Source organism: Klebsiella sp. JB_Kp031, assembly GCF_040064295.1.
Lineage (GTDB): Bacteria > Pseudomonadota > Gammaproteobacteria > Enterobacterales > Enterobacteriaceae > Klebsiella > Klebsiella quasipneumoniae.
On record NZ_JBEAJW010000024.1, the window covers coordinates 151,960 to 166,715 of the forward strand.

Sequence of the window (14,756 nt, forward strand, 5' to 3'; positions counted from 1 at the left end):
AACGTTAAAATTTTCGTTTATTTCGCCAGACGTTTTTTGCCGGCAAACAGCCAGCCCGCACCCAGCAGAACAAACCACAGCGGGGTGACCATCAGCGCTTCACGGGTATCATCTTCGAGGGTCAACAGCACCAGTACGAAGACGAAGAAGGCCATGCACACCCAGCACATTAATTTGCCCAGCGGCATCTTATACTTGGACTTCTCGTGCAGCTGCGGACGCTTTTTACGATAGACCAGGTAAGAGCAAAGGATAATCGTCCAGACGAACATGAACAGGATCGCCGACACCGTGGTGATCATGGTGAACGCGGCGATCACGCTCGGGTTGACCATCAGCATCACCACACCGCCCAGCAGGCACATGCAGGAGAAGGTTAAGCCCTTCGCCGGCACCGCACGCTTCGACAGTTTGGCGAACATCTTCGGCGCCTGACCATCCTGCGCCAGACCGAACAGCATACGGCTGGTGGAGAAGACGCCGCTGTTGGCTGAGGAGGCTGCGGAAGTCAGCACCACGAAGTTAATCAGGCTCGCCGCCGCCGGCAGACCGACCAGCACGAACAGCTCAACGAACGGGCTCTTGCTCGGCACCACGGAGCTCCACGGCGTCACCGACATAATCACAATCAATGCGAAGACGTAGAACATAATGATACGCAGCGGGATGGAGTTAATCGCCCGCGGCAGGGATTTTTCCGGGTCTTTGGTTTCAGCCGCAGTGGTACCGACCAGCTCAATCCCCACGAAGGCGAATACCGCAATCTGGAAGCCGGCGAAGAAGCCGCTCAGCCCTTTAGGGAACCAGCCGCCGTCATTCCACAGATGCGCGAAAGAGGCTTCGACGCCGGTCGGCGATTTAAAATGCATCATGACCATCACCAGGCCGACCACGATCAGCGCCACGATGGCGACGATTTTGATCATCGCGAACCAGAACTCCATTTCGCCAAACATTTTGACGGTGGCAAGGTTCAGGCCCAGCAGCAGCAGGATCACCGCCAGCGACGCGACCCAGTCGGAGAGTCCGGGAAACCAGAACTGCGCGTAGGCGGTGATCGCCACCACGTCCGCCATCCCCGTCACCACCCAGCAGAACCAATAGGTCCAGCCGGTAAAGTAGCCCGCCCAGGGGCCCAGCAGATCGGCCGCGAAGTCGCTGAAGGATTTATATTCGAGGTTCGACAGCAGTAATTCGCCCATGGCTCGCATAACGAAAAACAGCATAAAACCGATAATCATATAAACAAAAATAATGGATGGCCCGGCAAGGCTGATGGTTTTGCCAGAACCCATAAATAATCCAGTGCCGATCGCCCCGCCAATTGCAATCAGCTGAATATGTCGGTTTGTGAGATTTCGCCGTAGCGATTGTTCAGTCGGCTCCTGCTCGATAGCAGCGACTTTAACCTGATCTACCATGTGATTTCTTCCTGTTGTACCTGTCTGTGTTGTTCAGGCTCTGATGGCCTGTCGTCTGTCATTAACCCCAGCAAGGGCTAGTCGATATTAGGTAAGAATCGGAGGGATGAATACTATGATTTAGATATAATGTTAATTTTATGTTTAAAGTGAGTGTTATATCACTCATCTAACGCGAAATAGCTCACAAAAATACACCCATATGCGATGAATGCAAAACATAATTCCAATTAATTTTTAACTTAAGGATTTTACGCTATTTTTGTGGCTTCCCCCGCCGCTGGGGAAGAGGAAGCCTCTGCTGTTTAGATAATATCCAGCAGTTCAACTTCGAAGATCAGGGTGCTGAACGGAGGGATCGACGCGCCAGCGCCGCGCTCGCCGTAGGCCAGGTTGTGCGGGATGGTCAGTTCCCATTTGGAACCTACCGGCATCAGGGTCAGCGCTTCAATCCAGCCGCCGATTACGCCGGTCACCGGGAACTCTGCCGGTTCGCCGCGGGCGACGGAGCTGTCGAAGACGGTGCCGTCGATCAGTTTACCGGTGTAATGCACGCGTACGCGGTCGGTACGGGCCGGGATCGGGCCTTCGCCCTGGGTCAGCACGCGGAACTGCAGGCCGGACTCGGTGCTGTTCACACCCTCTTTCTCGCGGTTTTCATCAAGGTACTTCTGGCCGTCAGCGGCCATCGCCTGGAAACGCTCGCGACGCACGGCGTCGGCGCGCTCGTGGATTTCACGCAGCGCACGGTGGACGGCTTCTACCGGCACCTGCGGCTGGTTACCTTCCAGCGCATCGGCGATACCCGCCACCAACGCTTCCGGCAGCAGCCCCTGCAGGCCGGATTCGCTCAGCTGTTGTCCAACCTGCAAGCCGATACCGTAACTTGCCTGCGCTTCGATAGTGTCAAAAGTTGGGGTTGCCATCTTTGTTCCTTTTTTGGGTGATAAACATCAAGAGAAAAGCGTCCGGAAGCATAACAGCCATAGCGAAATGGGTAAAACTTTGTCGGCGGATGATGACAAATCTCAGCGAAAAAGAAACAATAGGCGGCATCAGGTTAACTTCACTTTGTTCCGGTCATCAGGACGTTAGCCATCTATACTCATAGGCAGGATAAAAATATGCGGAGCAGGAGGAAAGCCATGCCCGGGCGCTTTGAACTGACATCTACCCTGGCGAAAATCTGGCACGCCCCGGATCATTTTCGCCTCCTGGACCCACTGCCCCCAATGCACCGCCGGGGAATTATCGCTGGCTTCCTGTTGGTTATCATCGGCATTCTGCTTCCCTCTGACGATAGCCAAAACCCGGCGTCCGCCAGCCGTGAAGCAAACCTGAATCTGCAGTCGCAGTCCCAGCCGCAAGCTGGCGGCAATCAGGCTGTTCCCCTGCCGCCGATCACCAATACGCCTACCGTGAGCGATGCCGACCAGATGGCACCGGTCGCCCCGGAGCCGATTCAGGATGAGCAACCGGACCAGGCGCAAACGCAGCAGCCCGCCGCCTCCCAGCCCTATCAATCTTCATCGCAGCAGTCCGCGCCGGGCATTGAGCAACAGTGGCGAACCTATCGCATCGAGTCGGGCAAAACCCTGGCCCAGCTGTTCCGCGATCATGGGCTGCCGGCCACCGACGTCTACGCCATGGCGCAGGTTGAAGGCGCAGGTAAACCATTAAGCACGTTGCAGAGCGGACAGACGGTGCAGATTCGGCAGAACGCCAACGGCGTGGTCACCGGGCTCACTATTGATACCGGCAATGGTCAGCAGGTGCTGTTTACCCGCCAGTCGAATGGCAGTTTTGTGCGTGCGCGCTAGCAGAGAAGACGACAGCGAGCGTTACGCCGCCGCAAAATGAAGGGCTCTGGAAAGCAAAACGCCGGCACAAGGCCGGCGGTTTGTTGTTACCAGAACGTCAGATGCCGATTACTCAGCAACCACGTTGATGATAACTTTAGCGAATACTTCGCTGTGAACCTGGAAGTCCACTTCGTGCTCGCCAACGTTACGCAGAACGCCGTTCGGCAGGCGAACTTCGCTCTTAGCAACTTTAACGCCTGCTGCAGTGACAGCGTCAGCGATGTCGCGAGTACCGATGGAACCGAACAGTTTACCTTCGTCGCCAGCTTTAGACGCGATGGTTACGGATTCCAGGGCGTTGATCTGCGCAGCACGAGCTTCAGCAGCTGCCAGAACGTCAGCCAGTTTGGCTTCCAGTTCAGCGCGACGCGCTTCGAAGAATTCAACGTTTTTCTTGGTAGCAGGAACAGCTTTACCCTGCGGGACCAGGAAGTTACGAGCATAGCCCGCTTTAACGTTAACCTGATCACCCAGGCTACCCAGGTTTGCTACTTTATCAAGCAGAATAACTTGCATTACCTTATCCTCTCAAAGTCGTATTAATGGACCGTGACCGATTACTGATGACGATCAGTGTACGGCAGCAGGGACAGGTAGCGAGCGCGTTTGATAGCGCGTGCCAGCTGACGCTGATATTTTGCACGGGTACCGGTGATACGGCTCGGGACAATCTTACCGCTTTCGGTGATGTAGTTTTTCAGCGTAGCGATATCTTTATAGTCGATCTCTTGAACGCCTTCCGCGGTGAAACGGCAGAACTTGCGACGACGGAAATAACGTGCCATATGGCTAGTCTCCAGAATCTATCAATTCAATCTGCTCGGCATGCAGAACCATTTTGCTCAAGCCGTTCTTTGCCTTATGGCAAGAGATGAACCCTCGAACGGTTACTGCGCTACCGACCGTTATACTGTGAGTAATGGCCTGGTTCTCGTGACCGCTAATAATAACGGGCATCTGACACCATGCCTGCCGGTGAAAACCGGCTTCCTCCTGCACTGAACGATGCTCAAGCACGAACTGGCAGTGAGGAATTCCTGACGGGCTGACCTTACGAAGTGGAGTCCTGCAAATAATGCCGGACAGCTCCAGACGGTTGGTCATCAGGATTACTCTTCAGAATCCCCAGCTTCAGAATCATCTGCGGTTTCGTTGGCGAAATCTTCGCGACGCTCACGGCGCTCGTCTTTCGCTTTAACCATCGGAGATGCTTCGGTAACAGCGTGCTTAGTACGCATTACCATGCTGCGGATAACGGCGTCGTTGAAGCGGAAGTTAGTTTCCAGCTCATCGATCGCTTCCTGCGGCGCTTCAACGTTCATCAGAACGTAGTGAGCTTTGTGCAGTTTGTTGATCGGATAAGCCAGCTGACGGCGGCCCCAGTCTTCCAGACGGTGGATCGTACCTGCTGCTGCAGTGATTGCACCAGTGTAACGTTCGATCATGCCCGGAACCTGTTCGCTCTGGTCAGGATGGACCATAAAAACGATTTCGTAATGACGCATCGAATTGCTCCTTACGGATTATTCAGCCTCCTGTCTGGGTCAGCCGCGGCCCATGGAGGCAAGGAACGTGTTAAAGGGCGGCTGAAAAATTGACGCGTCATTCTAATGGCGGCCCCCCAGGAACACAAGCGCATTTGCACAAATAATTCGCACTATGCGTCAAGTTGCGCTAAGTGGGTGATTTAAAATTAACCAGCAAAGGAAGCGGCATTTTTTTGAACAACTGCATCAGAAAAGGTCGCCATGCGACGAACGCGCAGCGATTACACTTATATCAAAGCCCAACGACCACAGGAGAGCCCCCGAGTCAGCGTCAGGACTGTCAGTCAGGAGCGTAGTATATGAAACTGAAAATCATCGCCATGATGGCTGCGCTTTTCTTCAGCGCCAACGCGCTGGCAGCTATCCAAATCACCGAACGACAGGCCCGCAACATGGACGACGTGCAGAGCCTCGGCGTTATCTACATCAATCATAATATGGCCACTGAGCACGAGGCTGAACAGGCCCTTAGCCAGCTGAGCGATGCGCAGGGGGCGAAATACTTCCAGCCCATCCTGATGCATGAACCAGAAACCAACGGCCCGCTTCGCGCCAGCGCGGTGATATACCGCTAACGCCGGGCCCATTCTTCGCCTCTCCTCGCGAGGGGCGAAGCGAAACCCTCACCTAAACGCAATTGAGAATTATTTTATAAATCGACTTATCAGCGTCATTGCAACCTGATTTAATCATCAGTCTGTTTTTTGATAATCAGGAGTAATGGATGGTTCCGCGTTTCGCCACCTTAGGCCGCATCCCCAAAGGCGTTTGGGTGCTCGGCGGCGTCAGCCTGCTGATGGATGTGTCGTCCGAGATGATCCACAGTCTCTTACCGCTGTTTATGGCCACCACCCTCGGCGCCAGCGTGATCATTATCGGTCTTATCGAGGGGCTGGCGGAAGCCACCGCCCTGATCCTGAAAGTCTTCTCCGGCGCGATCAGCGACTACGTCGGCAAGCGCAAAGGGCTGGCGCTGCTGGGCTACGGCCTGGGCGCGCTCAGCAAGCCGCTGTTTGCCATCGCCCCGACCGCCGGCGTGGTGTTTAGCGCCCGCATGATAGACCGCGTAGGCAAAGGCATTCGCGGCGCGCCGCGAGACGCGCTGGTCGCCGACGTCACCCCACCGGAGATCCGCGGCGCTGCCTACGGGCTGCGTCAGGCGCTGGATACCATTGGCGCCTTTCTCGGCCCGCTGCTGGCTGTGCTGCTGATGTTTCTCTGGGCCAACGATTTTCACGCCATATTCTGGGTGGCGGTTATTCCCGCCGTGCTCTCCATTCTCCTGCTGGGTTTTGGTCTGCAGGAGCCAAAATCCGCCATCGGTCATAAACGCAGTAATCCGCTGAAGCGCGAAAATCTACAAAAGCTCTCCGCCGCCTACTGGTGGGTGGTCGCCATCGGTAGCATCTTCACCCTTGCCCGCTTCAGCGAAGCCTTTCTGGTGCTGCGCGCCCAGCAGATGGAGATCCCGCTGTTTACTATTCCGCTGGTGATGGTGGCGATGAACCTCGTCTACAGCGTTACGGCCTACCCGTTCGGCAAGCTCTCTGACAGCATGAGCCACAGCAAACTGCTGCAGTGGGGTCTGCTGGTGCTGATCCTCGCCGATATCGTGCTGGCCCTCAGCGGCCACTGGAGCACGCTGCTGGTCGGGGTCGCGCTATGGGGAATTCACATGGGGATGACCCAAGGGCTGTTGGCGGCGATGGTCGCCCATACGGCGCCGCAGGAGCTACGCGGCACGGCGTTCGGTATGTTCAACCTGATGAGCGGCCTGGCGCTGTTGCTGGCCAGTACCTGCGCCGGAGTGCTGTGGGAAACCTTCGGCGCCGCTTCGACATTTTACGCTGGCGCGATAATTTGCGTGGTCACGCTCATCGGCATGCGCGCTATGCCCTCAGCTTATCGTCAGGGCTAAAAAACGGCTCCGGGGCCAGACCAGTTGTTTCACCGTGACGGTGAAAGCCCCGGAGCGCGTCGTTTACTTCTGCCCGTAGTAGGCGTTCGGCCCGTGCTTACGCAGAAAATGTTTTTCCATCAGCCAGCTATCAATCGGCTGCAGCTGCGGATTAATGCCGCGGGCAATCCACGCCATGCGCGCCACCTCTTCCATCACTACCGCGTTGTGCACCGCCTCGTGGGCGTCTTTCCCCCAGGAGAACGGCCCATGCTGATAGACGACGATCCCCGGCGTATGCAACGGGTTTGTCTCGCCCAGCGTTTCGATAATCACCTTTCCGGTGTTCAGCTCGTAGGCCTCATCCACCTCCTGCGCGCTAAGCGCCCGGGTGCAAGGGATATCACCGAAGAAGTAGTCCGCATGAGTGGTGCCGAGCGCCGGGATCGCCAGCCCCGCCTGCGCCCAGGCGGTGGCGTGCGTCGAATGGGTATGCACCACCCCGCCAAGGTCGGGATAACGGCGATAGAGCGCCAGATGGGTGGCGGTATCAGAGGAGGGACGCCAGCGCCCTTCCACCACGTTGCCCTGCAGATCGACCACCGTCATGTCATCGACGGTCATTGACTCGTAGGCGATGCCGCTGGGTTTGATCGCCACCAGCCCGCGCTGCCGGTCAATCGCGCTGACATTGCCCCAGGTGAAGGTCACCAGGCCGTAGCGCGGCAGATCCATATTGGCCTCGAACACCTGCTGTTTCAGTTGTTGCATTACGCCGCCTCCATCAGCCCGGCGCGGGCCATCCGCGCTTTCACCCAGTCGCGCGCCTTCGCCACTTCCGCTAGCGGATCCGCGCTGCTTTCACTCCACATCTCAATCAGATACGGGCCGCAGTAGCCGGTCTGTTTGAGGGTTGCGAAGCAGCGTTCAAAATCGACGACCCCTTCGCCGAACGGCACGTTTTTAAAGACGCCAGGCCGGGTATCTTTGACGTGCACCGCCACGATGTGCCCCATGCCGGCCTGCAGCTCCATCTGGACGTCATTATCCCACGCCGACAGATTGCCGATATCGGGATAAAGCTGGAACCACGGATTATTCAGGTAATGGGCGTAGCCCAGCGCTTTGCTGATCGAGTTCATCAGCGGGTAGTCCATAATCTCCATCGCCAGGGTTACCTGGGCCCGGCTGGCCATCTCGACGCTCTCTTTCAGGCCATCGCGAAAGCGGCGCCGCGTCTCATCGTTCGCCTGCTGGTAATAGACGTCGTAACCTGCCAGCTGGATCACCCGGATCCCGACATCCTGCGCCAGCTGGATGGCTTTGCGCATGATTTCCAGCCCCTGAAGACGCACCGCGTCATCTTCGCTGCCCAGTGGAAAACGGCGATGGGCGCTCAAGCACATCGATGGCACCCGGACGCCGGTTTCGGCCACCGCCTTGACCAGCGCCAGACGCTGCTCCGGGCTCCAGTCCAGCCGCGCAAGGCGAGCGTCCGTTTCATCGAGGGACATTTCCACAAAATCAAAGCCCAGCGCTTTCGCCAGCTTTAGCCGCTCCAGCCAGCACTCCCCGGCGGGGAGCGCTTTTTCATAGATGCCGAGCGGAATTTGTTTCGCCAACATAGCCGCTCCTTAACCCCACAGCTGGGCGATAGAGCGTTTAAACTGGCGCGCCGCTTCCACCGGCGAAGCGGCATCGCGGATGCTGCGCCCGGCAATAAAGACGTGGATGGGGATGCCGGCGAACAGCGGCAGGTCCTCCAGCGCCAGGCCGCCGGTGACGGTCACTTTGAAGCCCATATCGGACAGACGCTTAATTGCGCTGATATCCGCCTCGCTCCACGCCACGCCCGCCGCCTGCGCGTCGCGGCTGCGGTGATAGACCACCTGCTGGATGCCCGCCTCGCACCATGCCTGCGCCTGCTCCCAGGTCCAGAAGCCGGTTAGCTCGATCTGAACGTCGCCGTTGAACTCTTTGGCGACATCCAGCGCCCCTTTGGCGGTATTGATATCGGCGCAGCAGATCACCGTGACCCAGTCGGCGTTGGCTTCAAAGCACATCCGCGACAGAATCTTGCCGGCGTCGGCGATTTTGGCGTCCGCCAGCACAATTTTATGCGGGTACAGCGCTTTCAGATCGCGCACCGCACGCACCCCTTCCCCGACGCAAAGGATGGTGCCGACTTCAATGATATCCACCTCTTCGGCGATCAGGCGGGTGGTCTCGTAGGCGCTGGCCAGCGTTTGGTTGTCCAGTGCGACCTGTAACATAGGTAATGACATGATAGTGTTCCTTTTAAACAGCCGCCGCGGTGGCGTTTTTAATTAAATCCAGCACTTCCTGCTCGCTGCGGCAGGCGCGTAAACGGTCGAAATTGGCTTCATCATCAAACAGATTAACGATCTGCATAATCCCCACCTCCTGGTGAGTGGTGGCGTCAACCGCCGCCATGGTGATCAGAATGTCGACCGGGTCATTATCTTCGTGGTTGAAAATCAGCGGTTTTTTCAGGGTCACCAGCGCAAACCCGGTTTTCCTGACGCCCTCTTCCGGCCGCCCGTGCGGCATCGCCAGCCCGGGGGCAATCACAAAATAGGGGCCGTGCTCGGCCACGCCGTCGAGAATGGCCTGGTAATAGCGCGGTTCCACGACGTCGGCGGCCACCAGCAGATCGACGCCGATTTTTACCGCCTCCTGCCAGGTTTCCGCTTCCGCCTGCAGGCGGATGGAGTGGTTCTGCGCCAGCGATTCATGAAGTTTCATGGCCGCTCCTTATTTCACGTCCTGCGGGAAGTGAGCTTTAATCACCTCCAGCAGCTTGGGACCGAAATCCGCTGGCGAAAGCATGTTACGCACGCCCACCACATGTTTATTACCGGAGACGGTAATCTCCCCCGCGATATGGGTTGAAGCGATGATGATATCCGCGCCGTTCAGCTCGCTTTTGTATTCACCTACCGCGCAGCTGTTTACCGTGTGGTCGATGTTGGATTGCGTCAGAAACTGGTCCACCTTCATTTTCATGATCATGGAACTGCCTTGCCCGTTACCACACACAGCCAGAATACGTACGGTCATAATCAGAACTCCTTATTGGGCAGAGGCCTCTGCCAGTTTTTTTTCCGCGTCCTCCTCGGCGCGCAGCGCGCGGCCGGCGAAGAACATATAAGCCAGTGCAATCAGGATGATGACGGCCATAAACGCCAGCCCGACGGAGGCGAAGCCCTGCATCATCGGCGGCGCCAGAATCGACCAGTCCGCCATCCCCATCCAGGCGCTCATGCCGGTGAGTTTCACCGCCCATACGCAACCGAATATTTCAATCATGCCCATCACCAGGCAGATTTTGAGCGCCGCGCGCCAGCCGCCAAAGTGGTTGGCAAAAACGCCAATCGTCGCGTTGGAGAAGAACATAGGGATAAAACCTGGAATAATCAGAATCGGGGAGCCGACGCCGACCAGAATGCCGACGGCAATCAGCTGACCGATGGTGCCCCACATAAAGCCCCAGACCACCGCATTCGGCGCGAAGCTATAGATAGCGGCGCAGTCGATCGCCAGCACCGCCCCGGGGATCAGACGCAGCGAGATACCGTTGAAGGCTTCGGACAGCTCGGCGACGAACATCCGCACGCCCTGAGTGATGATGAAAATCGCCACCGCGAAGGAGAAACCGGTCTGCAGGATATAGACCGTCCAGTGGGTTTTACCCGCCATCGCCTGCACCACGTCAATGCCGAAAGAGAGCAGGATCGCACCGAAGAAGATAGTCATCACAATCGCGGTGGAAACAATGTTGTCGTGGAAGATGTTCAGCCAGCCGGGCAGCTTGAGGTCTTCGACGCTCTCCTCTTTTTTCCCCAGCCAGGGCGCCACTTTGTAGGCAATCCACGAGGCGAACTGCTGCTGGTGCCCGATAGAAAAACCGCAGCCGTCGGTGACCAGCTGAGTAGGCTTGTACATCATATTGGAGGTAATGCCCCAGTAGAGTGACACCAACACCGCGGTGCAGATGATGGTGGTCCACATGGAGTAGCCGAAAATAAAGAACGAGACCGCAATCAGCCCCGCCTGCTGAAACATGATATGGCCCGTCAGCATGATGGTGCGGATGCCGGTAATCCGGCGCAGCAGGACGTAACAGATATTCAGCGCCAGCGCCAGCAGCACCGCGTAGCCCACCCAGCTATACGCCTCGCCCATCCGGTCGATGGTCGCCATCATCGAGGCATAGGTGTCAGAGATGGCGCCGTTAATGCCGTACACCTCTGACATTTTCGCCACCACCGGTTTAAAGGTGCTGGTGAGGATACCGGAGCCGGCTTGTAACAGCATGAAACCGATAATGGTTTTGATGGTGCCTTTGATAATCACGCTGACGCTTTTACGCAGCAGGATATAGCCCAGGCAGGTCACGATACCCAGCAGCAGCGGGGCATTAGTCATCACCTGATTAAAGAAAACGGTAAAGATGTTGTAGAGGATTGCCATAACACACTCCCGATGGTGAAGGCGCTGAACGCGCCTTACGCTCAGCATTTCTCGCTGCTCACTCTAATAATCAAAAGTAATCACAACAAGATTAAATTTGATTAAATGTGACGCACACCGCAATAATCCTTTCCTTCATTCAGGTTATTTCCATTCATTTATAATGAAACATAAATAAACATTTTAAATCATATAGATAAAACAAAAACCAAGGCACGTAAGCTGTGAAAAAGATGGGAGATCATGCGTATCAGATCGCAAAAGGGGTGGAAAACATGATTGCAATCCTGGAAGCACAGTGACAACATAAATCAAAACCAATCAAATAATGATTACTTTTGAAAATGCACGAGGAAGACCGCGATGAGTAAAGTACAGACCATCACCCGTGAATCATGGATCCTGAACACCTTTCCGGAATGGGGTAGCTGGCTGAATGAAGAGATTGAGCAAGAGCAGGTTGCGCCCGGCACCTTCGCCATGTGGTGGCTGGGCTGTACCGGCATCTGGTTGAAATCCGAAGGCGGCGCCAACGTCTGCGTCGATTTCTGGTGCGGCACCGGCAAGCAGAGCCACGGCAATCCACTGATGAAAACCGGCCATCAGATGCAGCGGATGGCAGGGGTGAAGAAGCTCCAGCCCAATCTGCGCACCACCCCGTTCGTGCTCGATCCATTCGCCATTCGCCAGATTGACGCGGTCCTCGCGACCCACGATCACAACGATCATATTGACGTCAACGTCGCCGCCGCCGTCATGCAGAACTGCCCGGCCGATGTGCCGTTTATCGGCCCGAAAACCTGCGTCGATATGTGGATCGGCTGGGGCGTGCCGAAAGCGCGCTGTATCGTCATGAAGCCCGGCGATGTCGTGAAGATTAAGGACATTGAGATCCACGCGCTCGACGCGTTCGACCGTACCGCGCTGATCACCCTCCCGGCGGATCAAATAGCCGCCGGCGTGCTGCCGGACGGGATGGACCAGCGCGCGGTCAACTATCTGTTTAAAACACCGGGCGGCAACCTGTACCACAGCGGCGATTCCCACTACTCCAACTACTACGCGAAACACGGCAACGAGCATCAAATTGACGTCGCCCTCGGCTCGTATGGCGAGAACCCGCGCGGGATCACCGACAAAATGACCAGCGCCGATATCCTGCGTATGGCGGAGTCGCTCAACGCGAAGGTGGTGATCCCGTTCCACCATGATATCTGGTCGAACTTTCAGGCCGATCCGCAGGAGATCCGCGTCCTGTGGGAGATGAAAAAAGATCGTCTGAAGTACGGCTTCAAGCCGTTTATCTGGCAGGTCGGCGGCAAATTTACCTGGCCGCTGGATAAAGACAATTTCGAATATCACTACCCGCGCGGCTTCGATGACTGCTTTACCATTGAGCCGGACCTGCCGTTCAAATCCTTCCTGTAAGCCGCCTCCGGCAGGCACTGCCTGCCGGAAATACCCCGCCGCAGGGTTAGTATTTTCACATGATTTCAAATATCATCTTTGCCGTTCACTTTTAATCGGATTCGCTCATGACGGAAGCGCAAAGGCACCAAATTCTGCTGGATCTGCTCGCCCAAACGGGGTTTGTTACCGTAGAGCAGGTGATGTCGCGGCTCGGGATCTCACCCGCAACGGCCCGACGTGATATCAACAAGCTGGATGAAAGCGGCAAACTGAAAAAGGTACGCAATGGCGCGGAAGCCATTAGCGAGCAGCGCCCCCGCTGGACGCCGATGAATATCCACCAGGCGCAGAATCTGGATGAAAAAGTGCGTATTGCGCGCGCCGCTTCGCAACTGATCGCGCCGGGTGAGAGCATCGTCATCAACTGCGGCTCCACCGCCTTTCTGCTGGGGCGTGAACTGTGCGGCAAACCGGTGCAGATCATCACTAACTATCTGCCGCTGGCCAACTACCTGATCGACCAGGAACACGACAGCGTGATTATCATGGGCGGGCAGTACAACCGCAGCCACGCCATCACCCTCAGCCCCCACGGCAGTGAAAACAGCCTCTATGCCGGGCACTGGATGTTCACCAGCGGCAAAGGGTTAACCGCCGAGGGATTATACAAAACCGATATGTTGACCGCCATGGCCGAGCAGAAAATGCTCAGCGTGGTCGGCAAGCTGGCGGTGCTGGTCGACAGCAGCAAGATCGGCGAGCGCGCCGGGATGTTATTCAGCCAGGCCGGGCAAATTGACGTGGTGATCACCGGCAAACAGGCCGATGCCGCGATCCTCAAGCAGCTTGAGGACCAGGGCGTCAGCGTGATCCGCGTTTAAAGATGCTGCTGAAAAAAGGCGACCGTCGTGGCCAGCGCCTCCGGGGTGATGCGATGGCGGACGCCTTTCTGCCAGACGCAGGTCAGCCTGGCTGCAAGGTCGCTCTGCCTGAGCGCTTGCTCAAGACGGAAGGTCTCTTCCGGCGGCACCACGTCGTCGGCATCGCCATGCCAGAGCAACAGCGGCCGCCGGGCGAGCGACGCCAGCTGATGGCTGACATCCCATTCGCTGAGGCTGTCGCCATCAAAGCCAGGCGAGGGAAAGAGGGTTTGCGACAGCGAACGAAAATAGCCTGATCCCATCAGGCAGGCGACGCTGTTCAGCTCGGGATGGTGCGTCATGATACCCAGGGCCGTCATTCCCCCCATCGACGCCCCCGCCACCGCCAGTCGCTCTCCTTCCAGCCAGCCTTCGGCGATAATCGCCTCGCGCAGCGCGGGAAACTCGCTGAAATTCTGCTGCAAGATCGGCCAGAAGCGCTGCATCCGCCCGGTCTCATCACCGTGATAGCGCGCGCCATGCTCCGGCGCGTCCGGCATAATCACCCGGAAACCCGCCTGGGCCAGCGCCACCGCAAAGTAGCTGTAAACCAGTTTCGATGAGGTAAAGCCATGATAAAAGACGATACAGGGCAGTGGCTTGTCCAGACTCTCCTGCGGGCAGGCATGCAAAATTTCGCCACCGCCGAGGTTGCGCATTTCTAGTGCAATCATTTATCGTCTCCCTTCTCTATTGTGGTTAGGCGGCATGGGAAAATGCATTCACCAGGCAACCCAGTTTGCTACGATTCATAATGTTGAGAACCCGGTTACGCTTTCACAACATTTTCATTCGAAAATCGCGTCAGAGATAACAGTTCGGGAACATTCCCCGGAAATCCTGTTAAGGCTACCACTACACTATCACTATCAGGAAACGAGATATGGTTATGCGCAGGTTGTCTCCGTGGTTACTGGCTATCGTCCTCAGCGGGTGTAGTGCTCTGCAGGGAACGCCGGAAGCCCCGCCGCCCGCCACCGACCATCCGCAGGAGATCCAGCGCAACCAGACGGCTGGCCTGCAGAAAATGGCCACGGTGAGCGTACTGATGTACGGTTCGCCGATGGATGTCGAAGCGGCGCTGAAGGCCAAAGCAGAAGCGGCCAAAGCCGATTACTACGTCATCATCATGATCGATGACACCATGGTACCCGGCCAGTGGTATTCGCAGGCGATCCTCTATCGTCGATGACGAGGCGGCGTCT

The 14,756-nt window shown here is 56.8% G+C and carries 19 protein-coding genes; 6 read left to right on the forward strand and 13 right to left on the reverse strand.

Annotation, left to right across the window (positions count from 1 at the left end; all coding sequences use genetic code 11):
* Positions 1–17 precede the first annotated feature (17 nt).
* Both cycA and fklB read right to left on the reverse strand, forming a co-directional pair.
* Positions 18–1,421, reverse strand: a complete 1,404-nt coding sequence (cycA, locus tag ABLV64_RS10000) for a D-serine/D-alanine/glycine transporter (protein WP_004206470.1) — start codon at positions 1,419–1,421, stop codon at positions 18–20.
* A gap of 305 nt (positions 1,422–1,726) precedes the next feature.
* Entirely contained in the window at positions 1,727–2,347 is a 621-nt protein-coding gene (fklB, locus tag ABLV64_RS10005) for an FKBP-type peptidyl-prolyl cis-trans isomerase (RefSeq protein WP_002886687.1), read from the reverse strand.
* Positions 2,348–2,566: 219 nt separating this feature from the next.
* On the opposite strand from fklB, the gene ABLV64_RS10010 reads away from it, so the two are divergent.
* Positions 2,567–3,241, forward strand: coding sequence for a LysM-like peptidoglycan-binding domain-containing protein (locus ABLV64_RS10010; RefSeq protein WP_004206465.1), 675 nt, complete (start codon positions 2,567–2,569; stop codon positions 3,239–3,241).
* 108 nt (positions 3,242–3,349) lie between these two features.
* Here the strand turns inward: ABLV64_RS10010 and rplI are convergent, their stop codons facing one another.
* The 4 genes from rplI to rpsF are packed head-to-tail and all read right to left on the reverse strand — an operon-like array spanning position 3,350 to position 4,788.
* On the reverse strand, positions 3,350–3,799 hold the full coding sequence (rplI, locus tag ABLV64_RS10015) for a 50S ribosomal protein L9 (RefSeq protein ID WP_004206464.1): 450 nt from the start codon (positions 3,797–3,799) through the stop codon (positions 3,350–3,352).
* A gap of 41 nt (positions 3,800–3,840) precedes the next feature.
* The gene (rpsR, locus tag ABLV64_RS10020; protein ID WP_000135199.1) at positions 3,841–4,068 is read right to left on the reverse strand and encodes a 30S ribosomal protein S18; all 228 of its coding nucleotides are present in this window, start codon (positions 4,066–4,068) and stop codon (positions 3,841–3,843) included.
* Between the two features lie 4 nt (positions 4,069–4,072).
* Positions 4,073–4,387: a primosomal replication protein N gene (gene priB / locus ABLV64_RS10025; RefSeq protein ID WP_002885722.1), complete on the reverse strand. Its 315-nt coding sequence runs from the start codon at positions 4,385–4,387 to the stop codon at positions 4,073–4,075.
* Between the two features lie 5 nt (positions 4,388–4,392).
* Positions 4,393–4,788 (reverse strand): 30S ribosomal protein S6, encoded by a 396-nt coding sequence (gene rpsF, locus ABLV64_RS10030; RefSeq protein WP_002885691.1) that lies wholly within the window; start codon positions 4,786–4,788, stop codon positions 4,393–4,395.
* Positions 4,789–5,129: 341 nt separating this feature from the next.
* On the opposite strand from rpsF, the gene ABLV64_RS10035 reads away from it, so the two are divergent.
* Positions 5,130–5,405 carry a DUF1471 domain-containing protein gene (locus ABLV64_RS10035; protein ID WP_004206463.1) on the forward strand — a complete coding sequence of 92 codons (276 nt, stop codon included), beginning with the start codon at positions 5,130–5,132 and terminating at the stop codon, positions 5,403–5,405.
* 149 nt (positions 5,406–5,554) lie between these two features.
* Positions 5,555–6,748 carry an MFS transporter gene (locus ABLV64_RS10040; protein ID WP_085846678.1) on the forward strand — a complete coding sequence of 398 codons (1,194 nt, stop codon included), beginning with the start codon at positions 5,555–5,557 and terminating at the stop codon, positions 6,746–6,748.
* 63 nt (positions 6,749–6,811) lie between these two features.
* Here the strand turns inward: ABLV64_RS10040 and ABLV64_RS10045 are convergent, their stop codons facing one another.
* The 6 genes from ABLV64_RS10045 to ulaA are packed head-to-tail and all read right to left on the reverse strand — an operon-like array spanning position 6,812 to position 11,221.
* The gene (locus ABLV64_RS10045) at positions 6,812–7,498 is read right to left on the reverse strand and encodes an L-ribulose-5-phosphate 4-epimerase (RefSeq protein WP_048322745.1); all 687 of its coding nucleotides are present in this window, start codon (positions 7,496–7,498) and stop codon (positions 6,812–6,814) included.
* Positions 7,498–8,352 carry an L-ribulose-5-phosphate 3-epimerase gene (locus ABLV64_RS10050; protein WP_017900591.1) on the reverse strand — a complete coding sequence of 285 codons (855 nt, stop codon included), beginning with the start codon at positions 8,350–8,352 and terminating at the stop codon, positions 7,498–7,500. Before ABLV64_RS10050 ends, ABLV64_RS10045 begins: the two co-directional genes overlap by 1 nt.
* Positions 8,353–8,361: 9 nt before the next feature.
* Complete coding sequence (gene ulaD, locus ABLV64_RS10055; protein ID WP_017900592.1) at positions 8,362–9,012, reverse strand: 3-keto-L-gulonate-6-phosphate decarboxylase UlaD; 651 nt, start codon at positions 9,010–9,012, stop codon at positions 8,362–8,364.
* A gap of 13 nt (positions 9,013–9,025) precedes the next feature.
* On the reverse strand, positions 9,026–9,493 hold the full coding sequence (gene ulaC / locus ABLV64_RS10060) for a PTS ascorbate transporter subunit IIA (RefSeq protein WP_023319570.1): 468 nt from the start codon (positions 9,491–9,493) through the stop codon (positions 9,026–9,028).
* 9 nt (positions 9,494–9,502) lie between these two features.
* Positions 9,503–9,808, reverse strand: coding sequence for a PTS ascorbate transporter subunit IIB (gene ulaB / locus ABLV64_RS10065; RefSeq protein WP_002885682.1), 306 nt, complete (start codon positions 9,806–9,808; stop codon positions 9,503–9,505).
* A 12-nt stretch (positions 9,809–9,820) separates the two neighbouring features.
* Positions 9,821–11,221: a PTS ascorbate transporter subunit IIC gene (ulaA, locus tag ABLV64_RS10070; protein WP_017900593.1), complete on the reverse strand. Its 1,401-nt coding sequence runs from the start codon at positions 11,219–11,221 to the stop codon at positions 9,821–9,823.
* A 363-nt stretch (positions 11,222–11,584) separates the two neighbouring features.
* Here ulaA and ulaG point away from each other — a divergent pair, with 363 nt between their 5' ends.
* Positions 11,585–12,649 carry an L-ascorbate 6-phosphate lactonase gene (gene ulaG / locus ABLV64_RS10075; protein ID WP_049003758.1) on the forward strand — a complete coding sequence of 355 codons (1,065 nt, stop codon included), beginning with the start codon at positions 11,585–11,587 and terminating at the stop codon, positions 12,647–12,649.
* Between the two features lie 107 nt (positions 12,650–12,756).
* A complete protein-coding gene (gene ulaR / locus ABLV64_RS10080) occupies positions 12,757–13,512 on the forward strand; it encodes an HTH-type transcriptional regulator UlaR (RefSeq protein WP_004206453.1) in 756 nt (251 codons plus the stop codon).
* Here the strand turns inward: ulaR and yjfP are convergent.
* Positions 13,509–14,225: an esterase gene (gene yjfP / locus ABLV64_RS10085; RefSeq protein ID WP_004206452.1), complete on the reverse strand. Its 717-nt coding sequence runs from the start codon at positions 14,223–14,225 to the stop codon at positions 13,509–13,511. The two genes, ulaR and yjfP, sit on opposite strands and share 4 nt — an antisense overlap.
* Positions 14,226–14,434: 209 nt before the next feature.
* On the opposite strand from yjfP, the gene bsmA reads away from it, so the two are divergent.
* Positions 14,435–14,743, forward strand: coding sequence for a biofilm peroxide resistance protein BsmA (gene bsmA, locus ABLV64_RS10090; RefSeq protein WP_004206451.1), 309 nt, complete (start codon positions 14,435–14,437; stop codon positions 14,741–14,743).
* Positions 14,744–14,756: the final 13 nt, after the last annotated feature.

Excerpts from the sequence above, each read along its gene's own strand:
- ulaR (WP_004206453.1), top strand. The coding sequence starts at position 12,757 with ATGACGGAAGCGCAAAGGCACCAAATTCTGCTGGATCTGCTCGCCCAA.
- rpsF (WP_002885691.1), bottom strand. The coding sequence starts at position 4,788 with ATGCGTCATTACGAAATCGTTTTTATGGTCCATCCTGACCAGAGCGAA.
- ABLV64_RS10035 (WP_004206463.1), top strand. The coding sequence starts at position 5,130 with ATGAAACTGAAAATCATCGCCATGATGGCTGCGCTTTTCTTCAGCGCC.
- ABLV64_RS10040 (WP_085846678.1), top strand. The coding sequence starts at position 5,555 with ATGGTTCCGCGTTTCGCCACCTTAGGCCGCATCCCCAAAGGCGTTTGG.
- bsmA (WP_004206451.1), top strand. The coding sequence starts at position 14,435 with ATGGTTATGCGCAGGTTGTCTCCGTGGTTACTGGCTATCGTCCTCAGC.
- yjfP (WP_004206452.1), bottom strand. The coding sequence starts at position 14,225 with ATGATTGCACTAGAAATGCGCAACCTCGGCGGTGGCGAAATTTTGCAT.
- ulaD (WP_017900592.1), bottom strand. The coding sequence starts at position 9,012 with ATGTCATTACCTATGTTACAGGTCGCACTGGACAACCAAACGCTGGCC.
- rpsR (WP_000135199.1), bottom strand. The coding sequence starts at position 4,068 with ATGGCACGTTATTTCCGTCGTCGCAAGTTCTGCCGTTTCACCGCGGAA.
- ABLV64_RS10050 (WP_017900591.1), bottom strand. The coding sequence starts at position 8,352 with ATGTTGGCGAAACAAATTCCGCTCGGCATCTATGAAAAAGCGCTCCCC.
- priB (WP_002885722.1), bottom strand. The coding sequence starts at position 4,387 with ATGACCAACCGTCTGGAGCTGTCCGGCATTATTTGCAGGACTCCACTT.
- ulaG (WP_049003758.1), top strand. The coding sequence starts at position 11,585 with ATGAGTAAAGTACAGACCATCACCCGTGAATCATGGATCCTGAACACC.
- ABLV64_RS10045 (WP_048322745.1), bottom strand. The coding sequence starts at position 7,498 with ATGCAACAACTGAAACAGCAGGTGTTCGAGGCCAATATGGATCTGCCG.
- fklB (WP_002886687.1), bottom strand. The coding sequence starts at position 2,347 with ATGGCAACCCCAACTTTTGACACTATCGAAGCGCAGGCAAGTTACGGT.
- ulaC (WP_023319570.1), bottom strand. The coding sequence starts at position 9,493 with ATGAAACTTCATGAATCGCTGGCGCAGAACCACTCCATCCGCCTGCAG.
- cycA (WP_004206470.1), bottom strand. The coding sequence starts at position 1,421 with ATGGTAGATCAGGTTAAAGTCGCTGCTATCGAGCAGGAGCCGACTGAA.
- ulaA (WP_017900593.1), bottom strand. The coding sequence starts at position 11,221 with ATGGCAATCCTCTACAACATCTTTACCGTTTTCTTTAATCAGGTGATG.
- ulaB (WP_002885682.1), bottom strand. The coding sequence starts at position 9,808 with ATGACCGTACGTATTCTGGCTGTGTGTGGTAACGGGCAAGGCAGTTCC.
- ABLV64_RS10010 (WP_004206465.1), top strand. The coding sequence starts at position 2,567 with ATGCCCGGGCGCTTTGAACTGACATCTACCCTGGCGAAAATCTGGCAC.
- rplI (WP_004206464.1), bottom strand. The coding sequence starts at position 3,799 with ATGCAAGTTATTCTGCTTGATAAAGTAGCAAACCTGGGTAGCCTGGGT.